The sequence below is a fragment of the Pseudomonas sp. GCM10022186 genome, assembly GCF_042656385.1.
GTDB lineage: Bacteria > Pseudomonadota > Gammaproteobacteria > Pseudomonadales > Pseudomonadaceae > Metapseudomonas.
Genome location: NZ_JBHSOU010000002.1, coordinates 489622 through 506851, shown reverse-complemented (window position 1 = coordinate 506851; position 17230 = coordinate 489622). Strand labels below are relative to the sequence as shown.

The following is a 17230-nucleotide window of genomic DNA, read 5'->3' as shown; positions in this document are numbered from 1 at the left end:
CCGCCTATTGCCTCCTGCTCGACGCAATCACTTCCCGAAGGTACGCGACGACCTCCGGACTATCCCAGGTGGCTTCGCCGAGCTTGCGCCCCAGTTCCCGGCCCTCACGATCCAGCAGCAGGGTGGCCGGTAGGCCAAACGCCCCGAGTTGTGAAATCGCCGACGCATTCTCATCGATATAGATGCCCAGGTGCCGGATGCCGACCTCGCGATAGAAGTCGCGTACGACTCGCACCCCGTCCAGGTCGATGGACAGCGCCAGGACCTGAAAATCGGGACCGCCGAGCTGCGCCTGCAAGCGATCCAGGGTCGGCATTTCCTGGCGGCAGGGGGCGCACCAGGTCGCCCAGAGGTTGAGTAGCACGACCTTGCCCTTGAAGTCGGCCAAGGTATGCGGTTTGCCCGCGCCATCGACGAACTGGACCTCCGCCACTGGCCTTGGCTCGGGCCAGATCGTCAAGCCGGCGCGGGTATCAGTCTCAGCGGCGTGGCTGATGGCCGGTAGCGCAAGGGCGAGGAGCCCCGCGAGCGCCAATCCCCAGGTCCAGACCCAAATAGTGCCCTTCGCCCCACCAATGGGCATTGTCTGCCGGGATGGGCTGACGCCATGTGGTTCCATGGAAGGCACCTCCGTCAATCCCAGCCTCCAAGCCAAGTGGAGCCTCTCGGGGCCTTGTAGTAATCGTAGTTCACGGCCTCCAAGGGACACCGCCGTATCGGCCGGCACCAGTGAGCTCCGGGTGTTGTCAGGATGCTGCCAGCTAGCTACCCAACCAAGCCCTCAAAAGCTGAGGGGGCGCACGTACGGCAACGTAAGAGGCCAATTGGAACGGTGCGATACTGAATGCATGGAGTTCAAGACGATCTCGCTGCCTGTTCCAATGCTAAGAGGGGCGTTTATGGAGCGCGTGGAGAAGAAATTCTGGCAAGTAGGTCCATGCCAGCTAGGCGGGCTCTTCCTACTTATCTTTTCTGCGGTGGTTGGGGCCGCCGACCTTGAAGTGACGGACGCCCGACTGCGGCTTCTGCCTGGCGATCTGCCGGCGGGGGGATATTTCAGCCTGAGTAATGTCAGCAAGCAGTCCGTCATCTTGGTGGGGGCTCAGAGCGCTGCTTTCGAGCGCGCGATGATGCATCAGAGCACTGAGAAGGATGGCATGGCCGGCATGGAGCCCGTGTTGCAGCTTGAAGTGGGGCCAGGCGAAACGGTCGACTTTGCGCCGGGCGGCTATCACCTCATGCTCATGAAGCGCCTCGTGCCGCTCGCCATCGGCGAACGGGTGAACATAACGCTGCTCTTCGCGGAGGGGGCGCGCTTGCCCGTGACATTCCAGGTGGTTTGAGGTGGCATAAAGTCGGTTTGAGTCGCAAAGGGTGTAATTTAGCAGCTTGGCAGTAGGCAGACGAGCGCCCAAAGCCTGAGGCATGATCCTTGGCGTAGGTTGCTGATCGACCAGAGCGACAATGGGGGCGTCTCAATCGCCCCGGAACACTGCGATTCACCAGGCAGGTTTCGGAGTAAAGAGGTCCTCTGGGCGCTACCAGTTCGGCACTGGCTAACTGCCGCTTGTGGCCGATTTTTGCCTGGCGCCACTACAGCAATGCGCAGCGCTCTGCCGATCATGGTTGCTAAGCGTGCTGGTCAAATCCGATGCCCTCAGTGGTCAGACCCAATGCAAACGAAAGGTCAGTACCGATGCAATCAGGTGGTCAAGTGGAGTGCAAATTTCGCAGGATGACGTTGGCCTCGTCGTGGTGCTCATCGATCTGGAGTTGATTGCGCTGATTGGGCGGACAGCTCTGGAGGCGTGAAGGCAGCTCCGCGAGCATTAGATTCGGAGCTGGTGCTAGCCTGGCGCTAGCCGGAAGCAGAAACAAAAAAGGCCCACATCGCTGCGGGCCTTGATTTAGATCGTTCCGGCACCAGGAATCGACCCCGGGACCTACTGATTACAAGTCAGTTAGGTTAAATCGGAATATCAAAACCTTGTGGCCTAAAACGGTGAGTATTGTTATACCGTTAACACCGTATTCCTTGCGGCTCGCCCCATTTAATGGACGCGGTACTTGACTAGGTCAGCCCACCTGACTAGTCTCCGCGGCATCTCGCCCATGGCTGTAAGCCGTCCATCCCATCCAGGACGTGCCGAACCCTTGGGCGTTTTGCTATCTGGAGGTAGGGAATGCCAACAGCGATCCTTGTCGATGGTGCGTACTTCATCAAACGCTTCCGTCAGATCGAGCCAGACAATGCATATAACGCGGAGCGTGCTGCCGACCTGGTTCATCGATGGGCGACTGCCCACCTGACTAGTGCGATTAGGCAGAACGGCCAGCAGCGTGCGGAAGGACGCAGTAAGGCCCATCGACGGGACCTCTATCGCATCTTCTTCTACGATTGCCCACCGCTGATGATCAAGCATCACAACCCGATAACGCGGCAGGCCGTCGACTTCTCTCAGTCCAAGGAGGCGATTTTCAGGACTGAGTTGCACAATCGATTGCGTACGAAGCGAAAGCTGGCCTTACGAATGGGCCACCTATCCAAGGACATCAAGTGGACGATCAAGCCGGACAAGATCGCCCAGCTTCTCAAAGGCCAAATTCAAGTCGCTGACCTGACTGGTGAAGATGTTCGTATCGACACCAAGCAAAAGGGTGTCGACATGCGCATCGGTGTGGATGTGGCGTCGCTTTCATTCAAGAAGCAAGTCGATCAAATCGTACTGATCGCAGGAGACGCGGACTTCGTGCCAGCCGCCAAGATGGCGCGCCGCGAAGGAATTGACTTCATACTCGACCCCATGTGGCAGAGCATCCCTGAAGGCCTGATGGAACACATTGATGGCCTACGCTCAACCTGCCCAAAACCTGCGCCTAGAGGCGCCGCGGCACAAGCGGGATCTGCCTGATTATTCGCCGGCTGGTTCCTTACCTTGCCGGACATCCTTCAGGTGGTCCGCTAAGCCTGTGGATAACTTGAGTTTTGGGCGCTACATCTATAATGTGCCGTGACATTTTTGCGGCCCTGGCGTCTAAAGGGTGGCAAATCGGTCAAACCGGACCAAGGAGGAGGGGTTATGACTAACATTCAGCACCTTTACTCCGCTCTTAGGAAGCAAGGGCTCACGCGCCAAAAGCTTGCCCACATCCTCCCTGAGTGGTGGTCGGATGAAATTGAAGCAACTCCGTCAGGAGCTCAGCAGGCCAAACTGTACCTGGCCAAAGCGCTCAGTTTACGCATTCGGCCATTCAGTGAAACACCACCTCGTGTCGAATTCGACCTACCGGTAGAGAGGCGTTTCAAGAGATCAGCCAAGACGACTGACGCTGACATTGAGGTGGCAGTTGCGCTCGCTCAGAGCGCCTCTCGTATTGCCCTTTCAGCACTTGATCGGGAGTTCATTCCTCCTCTCCCTTCTGCCGCAGCCATCCGCACTCATATACTGGGTCGGGGCGACAACTGGGTGGGACTTTCCCAGCTGTTGGAGTACTGCTGGGGCTGCGGAATTCCCGTTTTGCACCTCGCCACGCCGCTTCTTGGTAAGAAGATGGATGGTATTGCCATGTCCATCAAAGGCCGGCCTTCAGTTGTTCTGTCTAATAGGCGTGTAAGTGGTTTCTTGCTTTTCCATCTTGCCCACGAACTAGGCCATATTGCGCTTGGTCACGTTGCAGAGAATGGCGCGATCGTAGATGACGAGATAACGAAAGGCGACGCAGGGGCAGAGCGTGATCCTCAAGAAGTGGCCGCCGACCGGTTCGCAATAGAGTTACTGACCGGAAACGCTGATGGCCGCTTGACTCTCCAGAGGAGAGTATTCGCACCTCAATTGGCTGAAATGGCTGTAAGATACGGCCGAGAAAACCACATAGATCCAACGCATGTTGTTCTGAATTGCGCCTTTAATGACAACAATATTTTCCCGCTTTGTGTCGCGGCTGCAAATCTTATTGCTGGTGAACGGACTGATCAGGCAGCGGTGACGCAGGCAGCGTACGATAATCTGATTGATGGCCTGAACCCAGATAGCGAGCATCTGTTGCGGAATCTTATTGCATAAATGATTCTGCTGACCGACAACGATATACTGATTAAGCTTTCTCAGTGTGACCTAGTTGAGGAGGCATTATCAGTATTTCAGTGTTCCCTGTCCGATCTGTATATTCTTGATACCGCCAAACATTCACTGTTTTTAAGGGATGCGGATAAGTGCATTGCTAAGCGTGTCGGCAACGCACGGGCATATGAAAGGCTTTGCGATTTTGTCGGCAGCTGCTGTGAGCTTGATGCTGCTGAAGAAAACATTGATTTCCTGGAAGAAATCTCCCAGATGGAGAATGTCGACCCCGGGGAGCAGCAACTGCTGATGCATGCGTATGATCTTCATCATAAAGGCGAGTCATTTTGGCTTACGACGGGAGATCGAAAGGCACTTGAGGGCGTATTGAATTCCGAGTCTGCTGTTGCAAAGCAAATTCTCCATCAAAGAGTAGACTGTACTGAGTCAATCATTTTGAAGGCGATGCAAATTTATGGGTTTGAACTGATTAGTCAAAAGGTCTCAAGCGCCATGCCAGTCACCGAGCGTTTCGATCCGGTCCTGCGAATGTCATTTGGAAATGGGCGCGACCATCAACATGCATCAGATTGTTTGAGCAATTACCTTCAGCCAGTAATTCAGTTTATTCGGCCTTAGCCTTCTCCTGCTGGCCAACAACCGGCACGCTCAGGTCATAGACGTCCAATATCTACTCGCCACTGTGGCGACTGGCTTCCTATTTTCCGCCCTGGTGTCGGTGATCCCGCGGCGCTTCAAGTCGTGCAACGATCTGAAACGATGGTCGCCACTTCGCCGGCTGGCCAAAGAGTGCCAGTGGACCGTCGAGCATGATGGCGCTGTCCGAGAGCATCTTGAGATTGCTGTCTGCCAGAAACTTAACCAACACGGCGACTAGCAGGTGTTCAGCCGCGTTCATGAAGCGTGTGATCGCGCCGGCGTTATCACCGTGATCCGAGATCTGCTCGTGCAGCCGAAGAGCGTCAGTGAGGAACACATCTGCCCTGCAGTCTGGGCAGACCGCCTTTCCCCCGGAGTTATGTACCGCAGGCCAATTAGCGGCCGTCCCTCGCCATACCAAATTCCGTAGCCGCCATGGCCGCCTGGTGCTCCACCGTCGCCACCTGATCCGCTCCACCATGCAGCAGTCAGTCATTTCCGTAGTCTGGTTCGTACTCTATCTCCCGCTCAACCTCCAACTCGTATTCATCTAAGAGTTCGGCTTCATTCAGAGCATCTTCACCTTCTAGGTGCAGTTGACAGGTCGGGCAGTAGAATTCCATTGGTGAGAAGTACTGATTGACTCGCTCATACCCCTCGCTGTGATCCTGGTCGATCACCTCCTCGTCCGTTAAATCACCACCAAGGAAGCCTTGACAGTTGCATGCCGGACAATCAACTCGCCAGTGGTGGGCCAATCCGTAGCGGAAGTGCTCAAGGTGTGGATAATTTATGAAGCTTTTTGACGCAGTCTGAAGCGCTTCCTGTTCCTTCTTGCTGTGGCTTTTGGAGAAAGTCTCCTTTATGTCCGAGATCGCCTGCCGGGTCGCCTGAACTCTAATCTCACGCAGGTGCTTCAGTAGCGCAATTGGAATCTTGGATTCGATGCCAACCCAGGCTTCTAACTCCAACCCCATGGATCTCAGGATAAGCTGGGAGGCGCTCCAAAACTCACCTTCCCACACATCCAATTGCATTCCAGAAAATGCAGCCTGACCTGAGTGAAGCTCTGCATTTCGCCGAGCCGATATTCTCTTGCAAGCTTCGGCATTGGGCGTTCCAAAATTTGGGACTGTGTGTTTGATCCGGGCGAAAACCACGTTTGCATCAACAGTCCTGACTGCGGTGTTCGTATTGAACCCACAGGCTTCCAGTAAGCTGTTCGGGTTCACTGCATCGACGACAAGACAGGGATGAATTTTTGCCAGAGAGGCCTTGGCCAAGAGCTCTAAAGCCAATGCCGACCACATCTGGTAGAGCTCATTATCCCCGATGTCTTTGGCACTCAATGCACGATGTGCGTACAGCCGTGATTTCGCGAATAGTGCATCCGCAGATACTGCTATTTGCTCATGCTTAGACGGCGACGAATGCGAGGCAATACCCTTATTTTTTAGGTTGTCCATTTTTACCCCATCACTGTTGAACGCAATAGATATCGGGTACTGTCCTGCCCTGCATTCGCGCGCCGGTGTAGGCACCGCCAATTGTCGATAATTGCGATCAGGCCAGGCTTCCAAGTTATTTGGCTCGTAACTGAGGCTCCCTCCTGCTCAATAGCCTCCTGCAAGACCTTTGCAGCTGAGTCCATTGGGGACATGCAGCCGGGATCATAGCGATAGTAAGGGCGCAGCGAACTTGTTGCCGTGCTGTAAAAGCTACGGGCTCCATTGCTTATCCGAAATACTGCTCTGCTTGCAATTGCGCTGTTAATACTCTCGCACTGACGAGCATCCCAAACGAATGTTGTGGCTGCTGCTGGTGACGCCTGAGCACAAGCGATGACTAGATATCGTGGAGGTACAGGCCAATGGGCGCCGTCGGTATGCCAAGGAAACTCCCCTGTCCCGTAGACCGCGCTTAATGACCGTGGATTCGCCGCCCAAGTATTCGTGGGTCGAAGATGGTCAACGAGGCCACGTCTCTTGCGGCTAGCTCGAATCGGTCCTAGCTCCAGCGCGATGCTGTAAACCCTGTCCTGCAACTCGTCCAGTGTCACGTCATGTGATGTGAGTACTGCCCAACCGGTCGAGACGAGGGCCTCCCCGATGTCCTGGTTCTTCACGTTTAAGGACTCCTCACGACGACTACGCTGAGATGCATTAACCAGCTGTTTCCTCGCGGGTCTTCAACCGGTCGAGGCCCGTGAAAGCTACAACAACGGAGCTTATCGGACTCGTTTGTCATGTCCACATGGCAATTTGCCTCCTTTCGTTGAAGGGGTACGCTATTCAGCGTCGCTGGCAGCCTGATACGGAGAGCGAATGCGATGGGTTACGACGGCTTACTCCATCACCTAACCGGAATAGTGCTTGAGGCCGGAGAACTGCTCGTCGCTGAGTCCCGCCGTCCTGGTGGACCACGAGGGCATGGGGACAAGGCCGAGGTAGACGTTGAGATTGAAACTCAGCTGCGCTTGGAACTCCTCGCGCTTCTGGACTGTGACTTCTGGGGCGAGGAAACGGGCCACCGGTTGAGCGGTCAGGAATTCTGTTGGGTCGTTGATCCCAACGACGGCACAGGGGACTTTCTGGCAGGGCGTGTAGGCTCAGCCGTCTCCGTGGGGCTGCTGCGAAATTCCGTTCCTGTGCTGGGCGTTGTCTATGCCCCCCTTCCTGTGGATCGGGGGGCTGACTGCATTGCCTGGGCCGAAGGAATGAGCGCCATCGTTCGCAATGGGCAGCCTGTTTCAAGCAGGCTTGATCAACGTGCTCTAGACGCCGGAAGCAAGGTGATGGTGAGTACGGCCGCCACGAGGCAGGCGGAATTGAATGCCCAGTTGTGTTCGCCGGGTGACTTTCTGCCTATGCCGAGTATTGCCTATCGCCTGGCCCGGGTGGCGGCAGGGGATGGTGTTGCTGCGGTGTCCATTGTCCCCGTCTCCGCTCACGATGTAGCAGCAGGCCATGCGCTTCTGAGAGGCGCGGGGGGAGTCTTGATTAACCAGGACGGTGAGCCGGTCATCTACAGCAGCGAGGCGAGTCTCGCCCTGGTATCGCAGCGCTGCTTCGGTGGTGCGTCTGCGGCCTGCCACGAACTCGCAACGCGAGACTGGGACCAGGTTTTCCGCTAGCTGGTCCTCCGCTTCGGGGACGGGCTTCCCAGAAGTCAGCCAACCTCAATCGTTAGCGATCGAGTATCTCGAAGGCAGTAACCCCGGCTGCCTTAAGCCGGGAGTCAACCAACTCTTCCACAGTCGCGTCTGGACCGAATTTCTCCCTATCAGCGTGTGGAGCAGCGAGGTAGTTCGCAACCAGAACCTTCAGAGCAACAGGATCACTGGGGACGCTCCCGTTCATGACCGAAACTTGTTCTTGTCCTTTCAAGGTGTAGCGGATCACCTTCGACATAGCGTCCTCCTTTCAACAGTGAACCCATAGCGGGTTCACGTGCTGCTGGTTGGTGGAAATTACGGAAGCCAGGATTCTACTTCCTTGGCGCCGTATTGCTCTTTCCAAGCTCCCAGTACGCGGTGATTACCACCCTTGGTCTCAACCACTTCGCCAGTGTGCGGGTTCTTGTAGATTTTGACTTTGCGTGGACGGTGCTTGCGGCCAGGCTCCTGGACGATGGTCGCCGGTGCAGGGTCGAGAATCTGGATGATCTGGCGCAAGCTCACGCCGTACTCGGCCATCAGAGCCCGCAGCTTCTCTTCGAACTGCATTTCTCGCTTCAGGTGGTTATCGTTTTTCAACGCGTCGAGCTGTTGCAGCTGCGCGGCAAGTTCCGCTTCAAGGCGTCGGTATTCGGCAAGTTTGGTCATGGATCGTGAAACTCGTAATTGAATGGACGAGGCGACTATAGCAAAGGGTACGCGCTACTTAGGTGGACGCTTCGGCAATGTATTGCGTGACTTATTTGCTGCTCGATGCCTTCGCTTCTATCTCATGGAGGAAGGAGCGGGTTTGGGGATAGCGGCTTCGCTTTTCCAAGCAGGTAGGAAGGCACGGTATCAGCGAGTAGAGTTGTGGACGAGTAAGGCTGATCCCTTGGTCTGTTCCGTACGTAGCGATCAGCGATGCGCGCACCAGGTTCTCCAAGTCGCGATCTCGGGCGGACCAGTCGACGCTGGAGTGATTGCCACGCCGCCCCGTTGGCAGAGAGGCGGTTTGAGCGAAAAGCCAGGCCCTGTCGTGCCGGTACAACCATGCATAGATGTCCGGGGCACGTGCTCGGAGGGCCTTCGCACAGTCGTGGGGTGATTGGTCAATTAATGCGGCCCAAGCGGTGCGATGTTGAAGCAGGACTTGCCTGTCACGTGACTCAGTCCATGCAGCCTTTATGTCCGGCTCGGCGCGCAGCAGCTTATTGATCGTTGATACGGTGATGTCGAAGCCGGCACAAATCTCCGACTTGGTGGCTCCAGCGGCCAGGCGTTGCAGAATCATGGACCGAACATTGGCTTTCAGGACCTTTGGACGCCGTCGGCCTGGCGTTGGTGGTTCCGCGCACGCTGCCATTTGAGTTGAAACGAGAGGGATATGGAGGTGGCCATGAGGGTTTCCTTGGCGTTCCCCAGCCTGCTCTTGGCTTTCCGCGTCGTTGTACGCCTTGAGGAAATTGCTGAAGTCTCCAAAAAGCCAAGTGATCATTACCACGTGCCGCAAGGGATGGCAGTAGCCGCGAGGGCTGCGGAGTAAGCTGTGGATAAACGACCTTGAGGCTCCTTGGCTTGCCGGCAGGCTGTTCAACGGCCGGAAAGGGCGCAGAAGAGCTGAATACTCCAGGAAGGAGGCGGCGGGATTCGCAGGGTCCCAGCGGGCCTGCCTGAGAGGAGCAGGCTTACGCAATTCATGCTTGTACACCTGACGCACAAGGCGGCGCTGAAATGTCCTGCTGAAGCCGACAGAGGCAAGGCGGATAACTCCATCCGCTAGTTGCAAAAGAGCGTCTCTTTGCGGTGAATCAATTTCGATTGGACATGGCCGATCGAGGACCTCTTCACAGGGTAAAGTCCAAGAGAAGCGACCAGCCCAGCGACGTTTCTGATGGCACTCCTGAAGAAGCCTACGATGTATCGGGCAGAGAACTACGCCTGGGTATTGGTGCTTAAGGTGCCAATAGGCAACGCCTTGAGTTGCAATATCATTTGCCATGCACTCCGAACAAGCTTTCAAGGGATGCTCGGCACCAAACCTCCCCGCAATCAATCCCAACTGGTACTTCGTTGATCCCAGTTCAGAGCCTTTCATGGCAGAAACAGCTTTCTTCATAGTCTCGCGCGACTGGAAGGGAGCAAAGAAAGGGAGAATAGTGTGATTTTGGATAATGGAGTCAGCACTACCATAACGAGTAGCGGTGTTCTTCTCAAAAGCCATTAGGTTGCATGGGAAGTCGTGCTTCGTCCCGTATTCAGTGGTATTGAACAAGGTTTCGCACGTCGTGGAAGCGAGAAGGTTCCCGACGAAGGAATGGTAGCGACTGCAAAGGCTAAAAAATGTTTCATCGCACAGCCAGTGCAGAAAGAAAGAGTCATCGGAAACGCAAGATGTGTTCATGACGAACGCTGAAGCGTATTGAGCAGAAGGATTCTATTACTTGCTTAATAAATTGAAATGGCCGCTTGGTTATATTGCCTGTGCGGCTAATGCCAGTGGGTGATGTAATTGAATAGGTACCGAAATATGTTTGGCTCTTAGATTAATTACTTCCTATTCCTGGCTGAAGTATATCCACAGGGGAAATGATCGGTAATCCACAGGAAAAGAGGGTTTCCGCGCCTCCGAAGGCGCTTTTTTCGAACTTCTTTTTGTTGTCAAAGAGCAATTTTTGACTGTACGATTATTCAGTTTTGGGTGGTCTAGGCCGCGCTGGGCGTACTGGCTACGTCTATGACCTGAATGACTCAGCGAGGGACGATGGCCACAAAGGCGTGCTGGCCCATAAGCGGCGAGAAGGCCGTGCAGGGCTCGTAGTGGAGCTGCCTCATGACGAGCTCAAGATGTGAGGTGCGAATGACACGCGGGATGGCCGCGAAAGAGTACGGTCCCTTGCGGGTAGCTTCGTGTCGAGAACCGAGGAGACGATATGACGACTAGCTAAATGCTAGGAGCCGGATAGACAAAGGCCCAAGTGCTACCTTGGGCCTTTGAGGAATTGTCAGATTTTTGGACTCCTGACAATTCCATTCTCTATTCCATCGTGCGGGGCGTCAAGCCCTGCACAGGCTCCGTTCATCCCGAAGAAACTAGTTATCGCGAACAGCGAGGCCTCCTTTCGCCCGCGAGTTCTCACTGCTTGACGTACTAATTTAGGTCGTCAAAGCGATGAGCGGGGTGAGAGCTAAGGCCTGTTGAGAATGGAAAGTAAAAATGACATCTCAAGAGATGTTAGAAAAAATGATGAGCCGCCAAGGCAGTTTTGAGTGGGGTGATGAGTACATCCCATGCATTTTAGCAACGACCCGCGAAGCTCCGAAGATTTCGAGAGCTACTCGATTAAATAGCCGAAAGCTGCAACGCACGTTGCATCTTCTATCTACTCCAGAAAGAGTATATGCAGAGCTAGCCTTATATCATCCAAATTTGTTCGATCTTCACGAACAAAAAATGCTTTTTCCCGCCCCTAAAGTGCATCCTTTGCATGGACATCCGTTGGCTATTGGAATGGATCTTCCGCCTCTTGAGGGAACGTTGGATGTTGCTGAGCGAATTGGATTCAAGCATCATGAAATCATTGCCGAGAATGATGACGGAGAGCGTTCCAGGGTTCCGTATATTTATGTCGGTGATCTGCTCCTTTACCTGATTGATACCGCTGGGAAGCCATACGCGGTTAATTGGACTGTAAAAAAATGCGCGGAGGACTTTTCCGAGCGACGTAGAACAAAAGTAAAAACGCCAGCCCAGCAAAGAGTAGATCAAGAGCATGAACGCCTACGGCATCTTTTAGAGGAAGTCTATTATCAAGATGCAGGCATAAGAACAGTCAGGGTCTCTGAAGACAAAATTGACTCCAATGTCCGGGCGAATCTTGATTTTCTCTATGGCAGGCACAATTTGAAATTGGACATAGATCCAGCAGTTTTGAATGACTTCAGCTGTGAAGTCGAGGAGGCGGTGCGGATCGGAGATCCAGTAGCTCTAGTGGCGATAAGATATGGTGCGCGTTGGGGGGCTAGGGACAAGTTTCTTTCGAAAATTTATAAGGATATATGGGAAAGAAAGCTTCTCATCGATTTGTTCAGGCCAATACTCATCGATCATCCCCTGGAGATGCAGAGTCGCGACGTTCTGGACGTTTATGGCCATCTTTTTAATGAGAATCCAACATGATGGTCGGTTCTCGCATCAAGGCCCCCGAAGGCTTTCGAGGACTGGAAAAGGGCGTTATTTATCATTTTCTCTTGAGCGACTCGATAAAGAATAGAGTCAGGTTTGTCCAATTCATTGACAGCAAATCTGGTGTTCAGGCGATTTTATTAACTGTCTCAAGAATTGAGTTCGAGGAAGCTCTTGAAACCGGAAAATTGATCGAACATAAGGAAGGGGAAATCTACCCGCCATGGCTTGAACCATTGCAGGGAAAATCGATATCCGAGTTGGAGCGCCGAAGAGTTAGTAAGAAAAAGTCCTATCTTGAGATGGTTGACAGCAGGTATCTGGCAATTGCTGAGCTTGTTGTTAATCGTAAGGAAATCTTGGCCGCAGATAATCCCGACGCCATCATCAATGCACATGCTAAAAGGCAGAGCCCAAAACAAAACGCGCAACGGGTCAGATTATGGTTCTACGCGTATATCATCTTTGGTGGAAATAAATGGGTTCTGCTCCCGACATTCCACAACATTGGTCGGTGGGACAGAGAAGAGAAAGCCGAAAACACGAAACTTGGTAGGCCTTCTAAACGGGGCAAGAATCATGGGTTCTCTGTGACTGCTGCGATGAAGGAAGAAATTCTTGATGGATATATAAAATATCGATCTGTAGATAGTACAGAAGATGAAATCTACAACGAAGTTGTAACGAAAAAGTTTGGCTGCATTTCCCTTGTAGATAGCGCTGATAAAACCTATTTCATTCACCCTGATGGTAGGCCTTTTCCAACGTTCGCTCAATATTGCTATTGGATAGAAAAGCTTACCGCCGATAAGCGACGTGAGCGAGAACGTGAGCGTAAAGGTAAAAGCAAAGCTAGGGCTGAATCTGGGTCAGCGGGCAGTTTTGCTGAGCAGTTATGCAATCTTCTCCAGCGAGTTGAATTTGACGGCTACCACATAGATGAAAAGTTGTCGGGTATCACAGAGGGAAGCGCTGTTGATGCTTTTTGTGTGGTGCGCGCTGTATGCGGCTTATCGGGGGCTGTGGTTGGAATAGGTTTTTCCCATGGTAAAGAAAACATGGAAGCATATCGGATGTGCCTTTTTTCAATGGCCATTAATAAAGTCAAGTTTTGTGAGTTGTTTGGCATACCCATTCGTCCAAGCGAATGGCCCTGCGTGGGTCTATCAGACAATATTGTTTTTGACAGGGGCCCTGGGTCAGGGCTTCCATGTGAGCCCGAGATTACTTGGCTCGGTACTTTTGAGTTGCCTCCGACATATTCTGGTCAATCCAAGGCGACGGTAGAGTCTTCACACCCGAAAAAGAAAAGAAATCTCGACCAGCCAAAGCATTTCGTTAGCTCGCTCAATTTTGTGGAAATGGCCAAGCGCGAAATTTTTCAAGTAATAAAAGATAATAAGAAATCAGATGCTAGCGATCGCATGGACGAAGAGCTGTTTCTCGCGGGGTTCACTCCGACGCCGCTCAATATATGGAAATATTATGATGGCAGAGCAAGAAGTAGCGCGATCAGCATGCCCTTCGATGAAGCGGTGAGGCGGTTTCTCACTCCGCATCCCGCATCAATCAAAAAAGATGCCGTTTATTTTTATGGAAGAAAGTATCGCTCTGTTGAGCTTATGGATACTGGAGTATTCGACCGGGTCGCACGAGATGCCCATATTCCGGTTACTGCCTACGCAATAACCATGTGCGTTCGACATATTTGGATTGAGCATGAAGGTGTGTTGTTTGAGCTGGACGTAGTCGGTAAATCAAGCTCTCGGCCTGGCAGTTCAGACATTTGCCTCAAAGACTTGATGCAGATCAAGGAAGCAAGGTTGGAAGCTCTTGCCTCGGCTAGAGAGGAAAGACGAGCAATCGATCAACATTATAATGATCGATTTCGTGAGAACACTGGTAAGGACTGGAACAGCGGCCGGGAAAAATTGGGACGCGCGGTTAAGGACGCTGCTGCAAAACGAGATGAGGCTGATTACCGCCGATTTGTGGGTAAGAAATCATGATAGATGTGATGACTACTCGATTTGACGGGCTAACTGACACTAATAGAATTCGTGAGATCGTTACCGTCAGGCCAAACCCAGTGGCAGACCTGGGCGCTTTGGAAACCCCTGTGGGTGCTGAAAAACTTAGCAATGCCCTAAAGGAAATCTACCTGCCCAACCAGTTCTCCATCGACCTCATCAAGGAAATGGTTGGCCGCGCTGTCTTGTATTGCCGAGAGGTATTCGACTCCGAGAAAAGCTACCTATCTCGTGTTTACAGCCCGCCAGACAGCGAGGTTGCTCCAATCTGCCTAACCGGATTGGCAGGGGTTGGTAAGAGCCAAACCATCAAAGCTCTGAAGAAGGTTCTGCCCAGTCCGGTGGGGCTTTCGCTGAACCATTTCGAGGGTGTGCATAAGTTGACCTCGCATTGGTACGTCAGCGCGCGAGGAAAAGCAGGTGGAAAGCAGATTTTGGCTGACTTCATCGGTGAAGAATCCTCCAAAGGCAGGCCCACGGTTGCGAAGCTTCTGGTCGAGTGCCGAAGGCGCGCCAATAGGGATGGCGTGTCACTTCTAATGCTGGATGAAACGCAACACATCAACACCGGTGATGGCGTGTCTAGAGTGACTGACATTCTCCTGACCATGGCTGCGATCGGCCCCCCCATGGTGTATGTCTCCAACTACAGCCTTGTGCATAGATTGTTGCGCCGGAACAGCGAGGACAAGCAGCGTCTCTTGGTTGAGCCTAGGATCATGGTACCTGACTCCCCCGAGAGCGAAGCCTGGAGGGACTACATTGGTGAATGCATCCGAGTCAGCAACGGCTATTTGTCTTCTCATGAGGATGAATTGATAGAGGAGGTGTACCGATCGACCTTCGGCATCAAGCGACTAGCGGTCCAACTCATCAAAATCGCCTTTGTTGAGTCTCGTGTGGCCGGACGTCAAAGCATCGATATATCCGACGTTCATCGTGCCTATCGCTCAGCTGAGTACTCAGTGAACCGGGCGGATGTCGAGGAATTGCAGCGGCAAGCAATCGAAAGTCGAACCAGTGGTGGTCGGTTGGATCTGAGATGCCCCTTCGAATTACCAGTACACCTGAAATCCAATGTCATCGCCTTTGCCAAGGCTGATCGGGACCAACGTGTCGCGAATAAGGCGTTTCTCTCATCACTGAACGAGATGGAGCGATCTACCCTGGCGCAGATGAGTTCTGATCCGCCTGCGTCGAACGAGGGCTCGCTTGCTCCCTCGAAGCGAAAACCTGTGCCTAAGGCAACAAAGGCTGACTTGATCGATGCCTTCAACCAACTGCTTAAGCCCAAGCCGTCTGGTCCCCGACGACCAAAATAGGAGAGGGTCGGTACAAACAAGCTGCGTGACCTCTGAGCGCGGTGACCTAACTCAGTATGGGGTCACCTACTACTTGGTCGTTCGCTGTGAGTCAGGCTGGGCGATTTCCTCACTGAGCAGCGTTGTTGAAATTGCCGCACCAAGCGGGGGTGCAGATCTATCAGCAGGTTGAGCAGCGTGTTCGGACCGGTCCGCGCAATATTGTTTGATGCCGCTTATGTCGGCTTCAGCGCTGACGCAGCGACATTGGATGCAAGAAAGCGCCGGCTTCTCCTCTGTTCAAAAATCTGTTCCAAGGGCGCTTTGTCGCACCCATTGAGATAGATCAAGCACCCGTCCTCAACGTCACAAGGGAACACGAACGGAGCGACTTTGAGCATCTCTAAGTAGTACTCCATTAGGTCGACATGCTTCTGTACAGAGTCCCGATTGTGGATATGGATCGTTCTGGCTCCGACTGTGAAACCGCGACCTTCGAGCTCCTTCTGCACATACTCAGCCTTGCTCTCACTGGTGTGTGAGAATCTGCCCAGCCCCACTTGGTTTTCGTTCCATGGATGAGTGCGAATCATGGCCCCAGCTATGTCGGTTAGCGCTGTTGATTTCTTTGTGAGAAACGCTTGGTAGCTAGGCGCAAGGCTAGGAAATTGGGCGATGGTTGATTTGATTTTACGAACGTCGCCAGAGCTCCATGCGGAACAATCAATCGCTAGTATGCTGTTTTTGAGCTTAGGGAGGTGCACCCTATTTCCAGCGGCATCTTCCCACCTACTCATGGCCTCGATGATGGATGCATCCTTGGTACTGGTGAGACGTGAATACACGCCCCTCACCAACTCCTTAGATCCACAAGCCCCGTGAACATATTTGCGGAGAGAGTCAAACTGAACCAGTAGTGCGGCTCGATATGCTTGGTCTTGGAAGGCAAAAGTGTGGATATCAACTGGCTTGGAGTACTTCTTCTCGCCGGGCTCGATTACTCCCATAGCGGCAAGCCATGAGAGTACATTTATAGGGGCATCTGGATACTCAGCTGCGAATGCCCGCTCTGCGAATCGTACACGGCAGATCGATGACAGCTGCTTAAGCTTGCCGGCAGCATGCAAAGCCAACCTGCTTAAGGAGTCAATCAGAGCATCTGTCGTGGCAAGGCCGTGTCCCGAAATGACAAGGTTTAGCTCGGCCATAAAATTTCGCTTGGCGTAATTAACCTTGATGTACTGCTCTTGGGTCACGTCTGCCCACAAGGTGCTCAGCTCCTCGCGGTGAAGAAAAGTATCGGGATCATCCGCAGCATGAATTTCAGTAAGACAGAGTGCCCAGTGAACGAGGCTCTCGGCTTCTAGACCTGATAATCCTGCCTCCTCGACCTCCTGGCGGAACCTTTTGACTATCACGTTAAGTACCTGGCGCTCGTCTTCAGCGAACCAGATGTGAACCAGAAGGTTGTTCCGGTACAGAAGCTCGAGGAGGTCCAGCCCTCCTCGCTCGCATGCACTCACTCTAGGCATTGAGATTATTTGGTCCTGTTGGCGTCAGCTTTGCGCTGCGCCGGGGTTCGGTCTGCGCCGCGGTTGTATCGATGGTCATGGCCACCGTCGCGCCTGTTTTTGCCATATGGGACGAAGCCACAGGTGCTGAAAGGGCCGTTATCCGCCGCAGAGGATGCCGCCATGAGAATACTTTTGAGAATGCTCATACAGCTTCCTTCCGAGACTGACGATTGCGCCGGAATGCACAGTAGGAGTCGTGACCTGCAGCCCCTGCGACACCCGCCAGATAGTGGCCGACTAAGAAGACGGCGATCGCTAGGAGAG

General features: G+C 53.3%; 17 protein-coding genes. 8 read left to right on the top strand and 9 right to left on the bottom strand.

What is annotated here, in order from left to right; translation table 11 throughout:
* Window positions 1-4 precede the first annotated feature (4 nt).
* On the bottom strand, window positions 5-619 hold the full coding sequence (locus ACFPU0_RS03000) for a TlpA family protein disulfide reductase (RefSeq protein ID WP_377691291.1): 615 nt from the start codon (window positions 617-619) through the stop codon (window positions 5-7).
* A gap of 229 nt (window positions 620-848) precedes the next feature.
* On the opposite strand from ACFPU0_RS03000, the gene ACFPU0_RS02995 reads away from it, so the two are divergent.
* From ACFPU0_RS02995 to ACFPU0_RS02980, 4 genes are all read left to right on the top strand, one after another.
* Window positions 849-1343, top strand: a complete 495-nt coding sequence (locus ACFPU0_RS02995; protein ID WP_377691290.1) for a copper chaperone PCu(A)C — start codon at window positions 849-851, stop codon at window positions 1341-1343.
* An 840-nt stretch (window positions 1344-2183) separates the two neighbouring features.
* Window positions 2184-2912 carry an NYN domain-containing protein gene (locus ACFPU0_RS02990; protein WP_377691289.1) on the top strand — a complete coding sequence of 243 codons (729 nt, stop codon included), beginning with the start codon at window positions 2184-2186 and terminating at the stop codon, window positions 2910-2912.
* 168 nt (window positions 2913-3080) lie between these two features.
* Entirely contained in the window at window positions 3081-4064 is a 984-nt protein-coding gene (locus ACFPU0_RS02985; protein ID WP_377691288.1) for an ImmA/IrrE family metallo-endopeptidase, read from the top strand.
* Window positions 4065-4700, top strand: coding sequence for a hypothetical protein (locus ACFPU0_RS02980; RefSeq protein WP_377691287.1), 636 nt, complete (start codon window positions 4065-4067; stop codon window positions 4698-4700). It begins immediately after the preceding gene.
* A 79-nt stretch (window positions 4701-4779) separates the two neighbouring features.
* On the opposite strand, the gene ACFPU0_RS02975 is transcribed toward ACFPU0_RS02980, so the two are convergent.
* The 3 genes from ACFPU0_RS02975 to ACFPU0_RS02965 all read right to left on the bottom strand — a co-directional run bounded on the left by ACFPU0_RS02975 (window position 4780) and on the right by ACFPU0_RS02965 (window position 6846).
* Window positions 4780-5058 carry a hypothetical protein gene (locus ACFPU0_RS02975; RefSeq protein ID WP_377691286.1) on the bottom strand — a complete coding sequence of 93 codons (279 nt, stop codon included), beginning with the start codon at window positions 5056-5058 and terminating at the stop codon, window positions 4780-4782.
* A 151-nt stretch (window positions 5059-5209) separates the two neighbouring features.
* Window positions 5210-6187, bottom strand: a complete 978-nt coding sequence (locus tag ACFPU0_RS02970) for a hypothetical protein (RefSeq protein WP_377691285.1) — start codon at window positions 6185-6187, stop codon at window positions 5210-5212.
* 2 nt (window positions 6188-6189) lie between these two features.
* Window positions 6190-6846, bottom strand: coding sequence for a TauD/TfdA family dioxygenase (locus tag ACFPU0_RS02965; RefSeq protein WP_377691284.1), 657 nt, complete (start codon window positions 6844-6846; stop codon window positions 6190-6192).
* Window positions 6847-7050: 204 nt separating this feature from the next.
* Between ACFPU0_RS02965 and ACFPU0_RS02960 the strand changes: the two genes are divergently transcribed.
* Window positions 7051-7854 carry an inositol monophosphatase family protein gene (locus ACFPU0_RS02960; protein WP_377691283.1) on the top strand — a complete coding sequence of 268 codons (804 nt, stop codon included), beginning with the start codon at window positions 7051-7053 and terminating at the stop codon, window positions 7852-7854.
* Between the two features lie 52 nt (window positions 7855-7906).
* Here the strand turns inward: ACFPU0_RS02960 and ACFPU0_RS02955 are convergent, their stop codons facing one another.
* From ACFPU0_RS02955 to ACFPU0_RS02945, 3 genes are all read right to left on the bottom strand, one after another.
* The gene (locus ACFPU0_RS02955; RefSeq protein ID WP_377691282.1) at window positions 7907-8131 is read right to left on the bottom strand and encodes a hypothetical protein; all 225 of its coding nucleotides are present in this window, start codon (window positions 8129-8131) and stop codon (window positions 7907-7909) included.
* 59 nt (window positions 8132-8190) lie between these two features.
* Window positions 8191-8544, bottom strand: a complete 354-nt coding sequence (locus ACFPU0_RS02950) for a histone-like nucleoid-structuring protein, MvaT/MvaU family (RefSeq protein ID WP_377691281.1) — start codon at window positions 8542-8544, stop codon at window positions 8191-8193.
* A gap of 91 nt (window positions 8545-8635) precedes the next feature.
* Window positions 8636-10279, bottom strand: coding sequence for a TnsD family Tn7-like transposition protein (locus tag ACFPU0_RS02945; protein WP_377691280.1), 1644 nt, complete (start codon window positions 10277-10279; stop codon window positions 8636-8638).
* Between the two features lie 813 nt (window positions 10280-11092).
* Between ACFPU0_RS02945 and ACFPU0_RS02940 the strand changes: the two genes are divergently transcribed.
* From ACFPU0_RS02940 to ACFPU0_RS02930, 3 genes are read left to right on the top strand one after another with little or no spacing between them, the layout of a single operon-like run.
* A complete protein-coding gene (locus tag ACFPU0_RS02940; protein WP_274802417.1) occupies window positions 11093-12055 on the top strand; it encodes a hypothetical protein in 963 nt (320 codons plus the stop codon).
* Window positions 12052-14070: a transposase gene (locus tag ACFPU0_RS02935; RefSeq protein ID WP_377691279.1), complete on the top strand. Its 2019-nt coding sequence runs from the start codon at window positions 12052-12054 to the stop codon at window positions 14068-14070. The genes ACFPU0_RS02940 and ACFPU0_RS02935 overlap by 4 nt, the downstream gene beginning before the upstream one ends.
* Window positions 14067-15413 carry an AAA family ATPase gene (locus ACFPU0_RS02930; RefSeq protein WP_377691278.1) on the top strand — a complete coding sequence of 449 codons (1347 nt, stop codon included), beginning with the start codon at window positions 14067-14069 and terminating at the stop codon, window positions 15411-15413. The genes ACFPU0_RS02935 and ACFPU0_RS02930 overlap by 4 nt, the downstream gene beginning before the upstream one ends.
* Before the next feature lie 215 nt (window positions 15414-15628).
* On the opposite strand, the gene ACFPU0_RS02925 is transcribed toward ACFPU0_RS02930, so the two are convergent.
* Window positions 15629-16924, bottom strand: a complete 1296-nt coding sequence (locus ACFPU0_RS02925; RefSeq protein ID WP_377691277.1) for a hypothetical protein — start codon at window positions 16922-16924, stop codon at window positions 15629-15631.
* A 5-nt stretch (window positions 16925-16929) separates the two neighbouring features.
* Window positions 16930-17112 (bottom strand): hypothetical protein, encoded by a 183-nt coding sequence (locus tag ACFPU0_RS02920; RefSeq protein ID WP_377691276.1) that lies wholly within the window; start codon window positions 17110-17112, stop codon window positions 16930-16932.
* Between the last annotated feature and the right edge of the window lie 118 nt (window positions 17113-17230).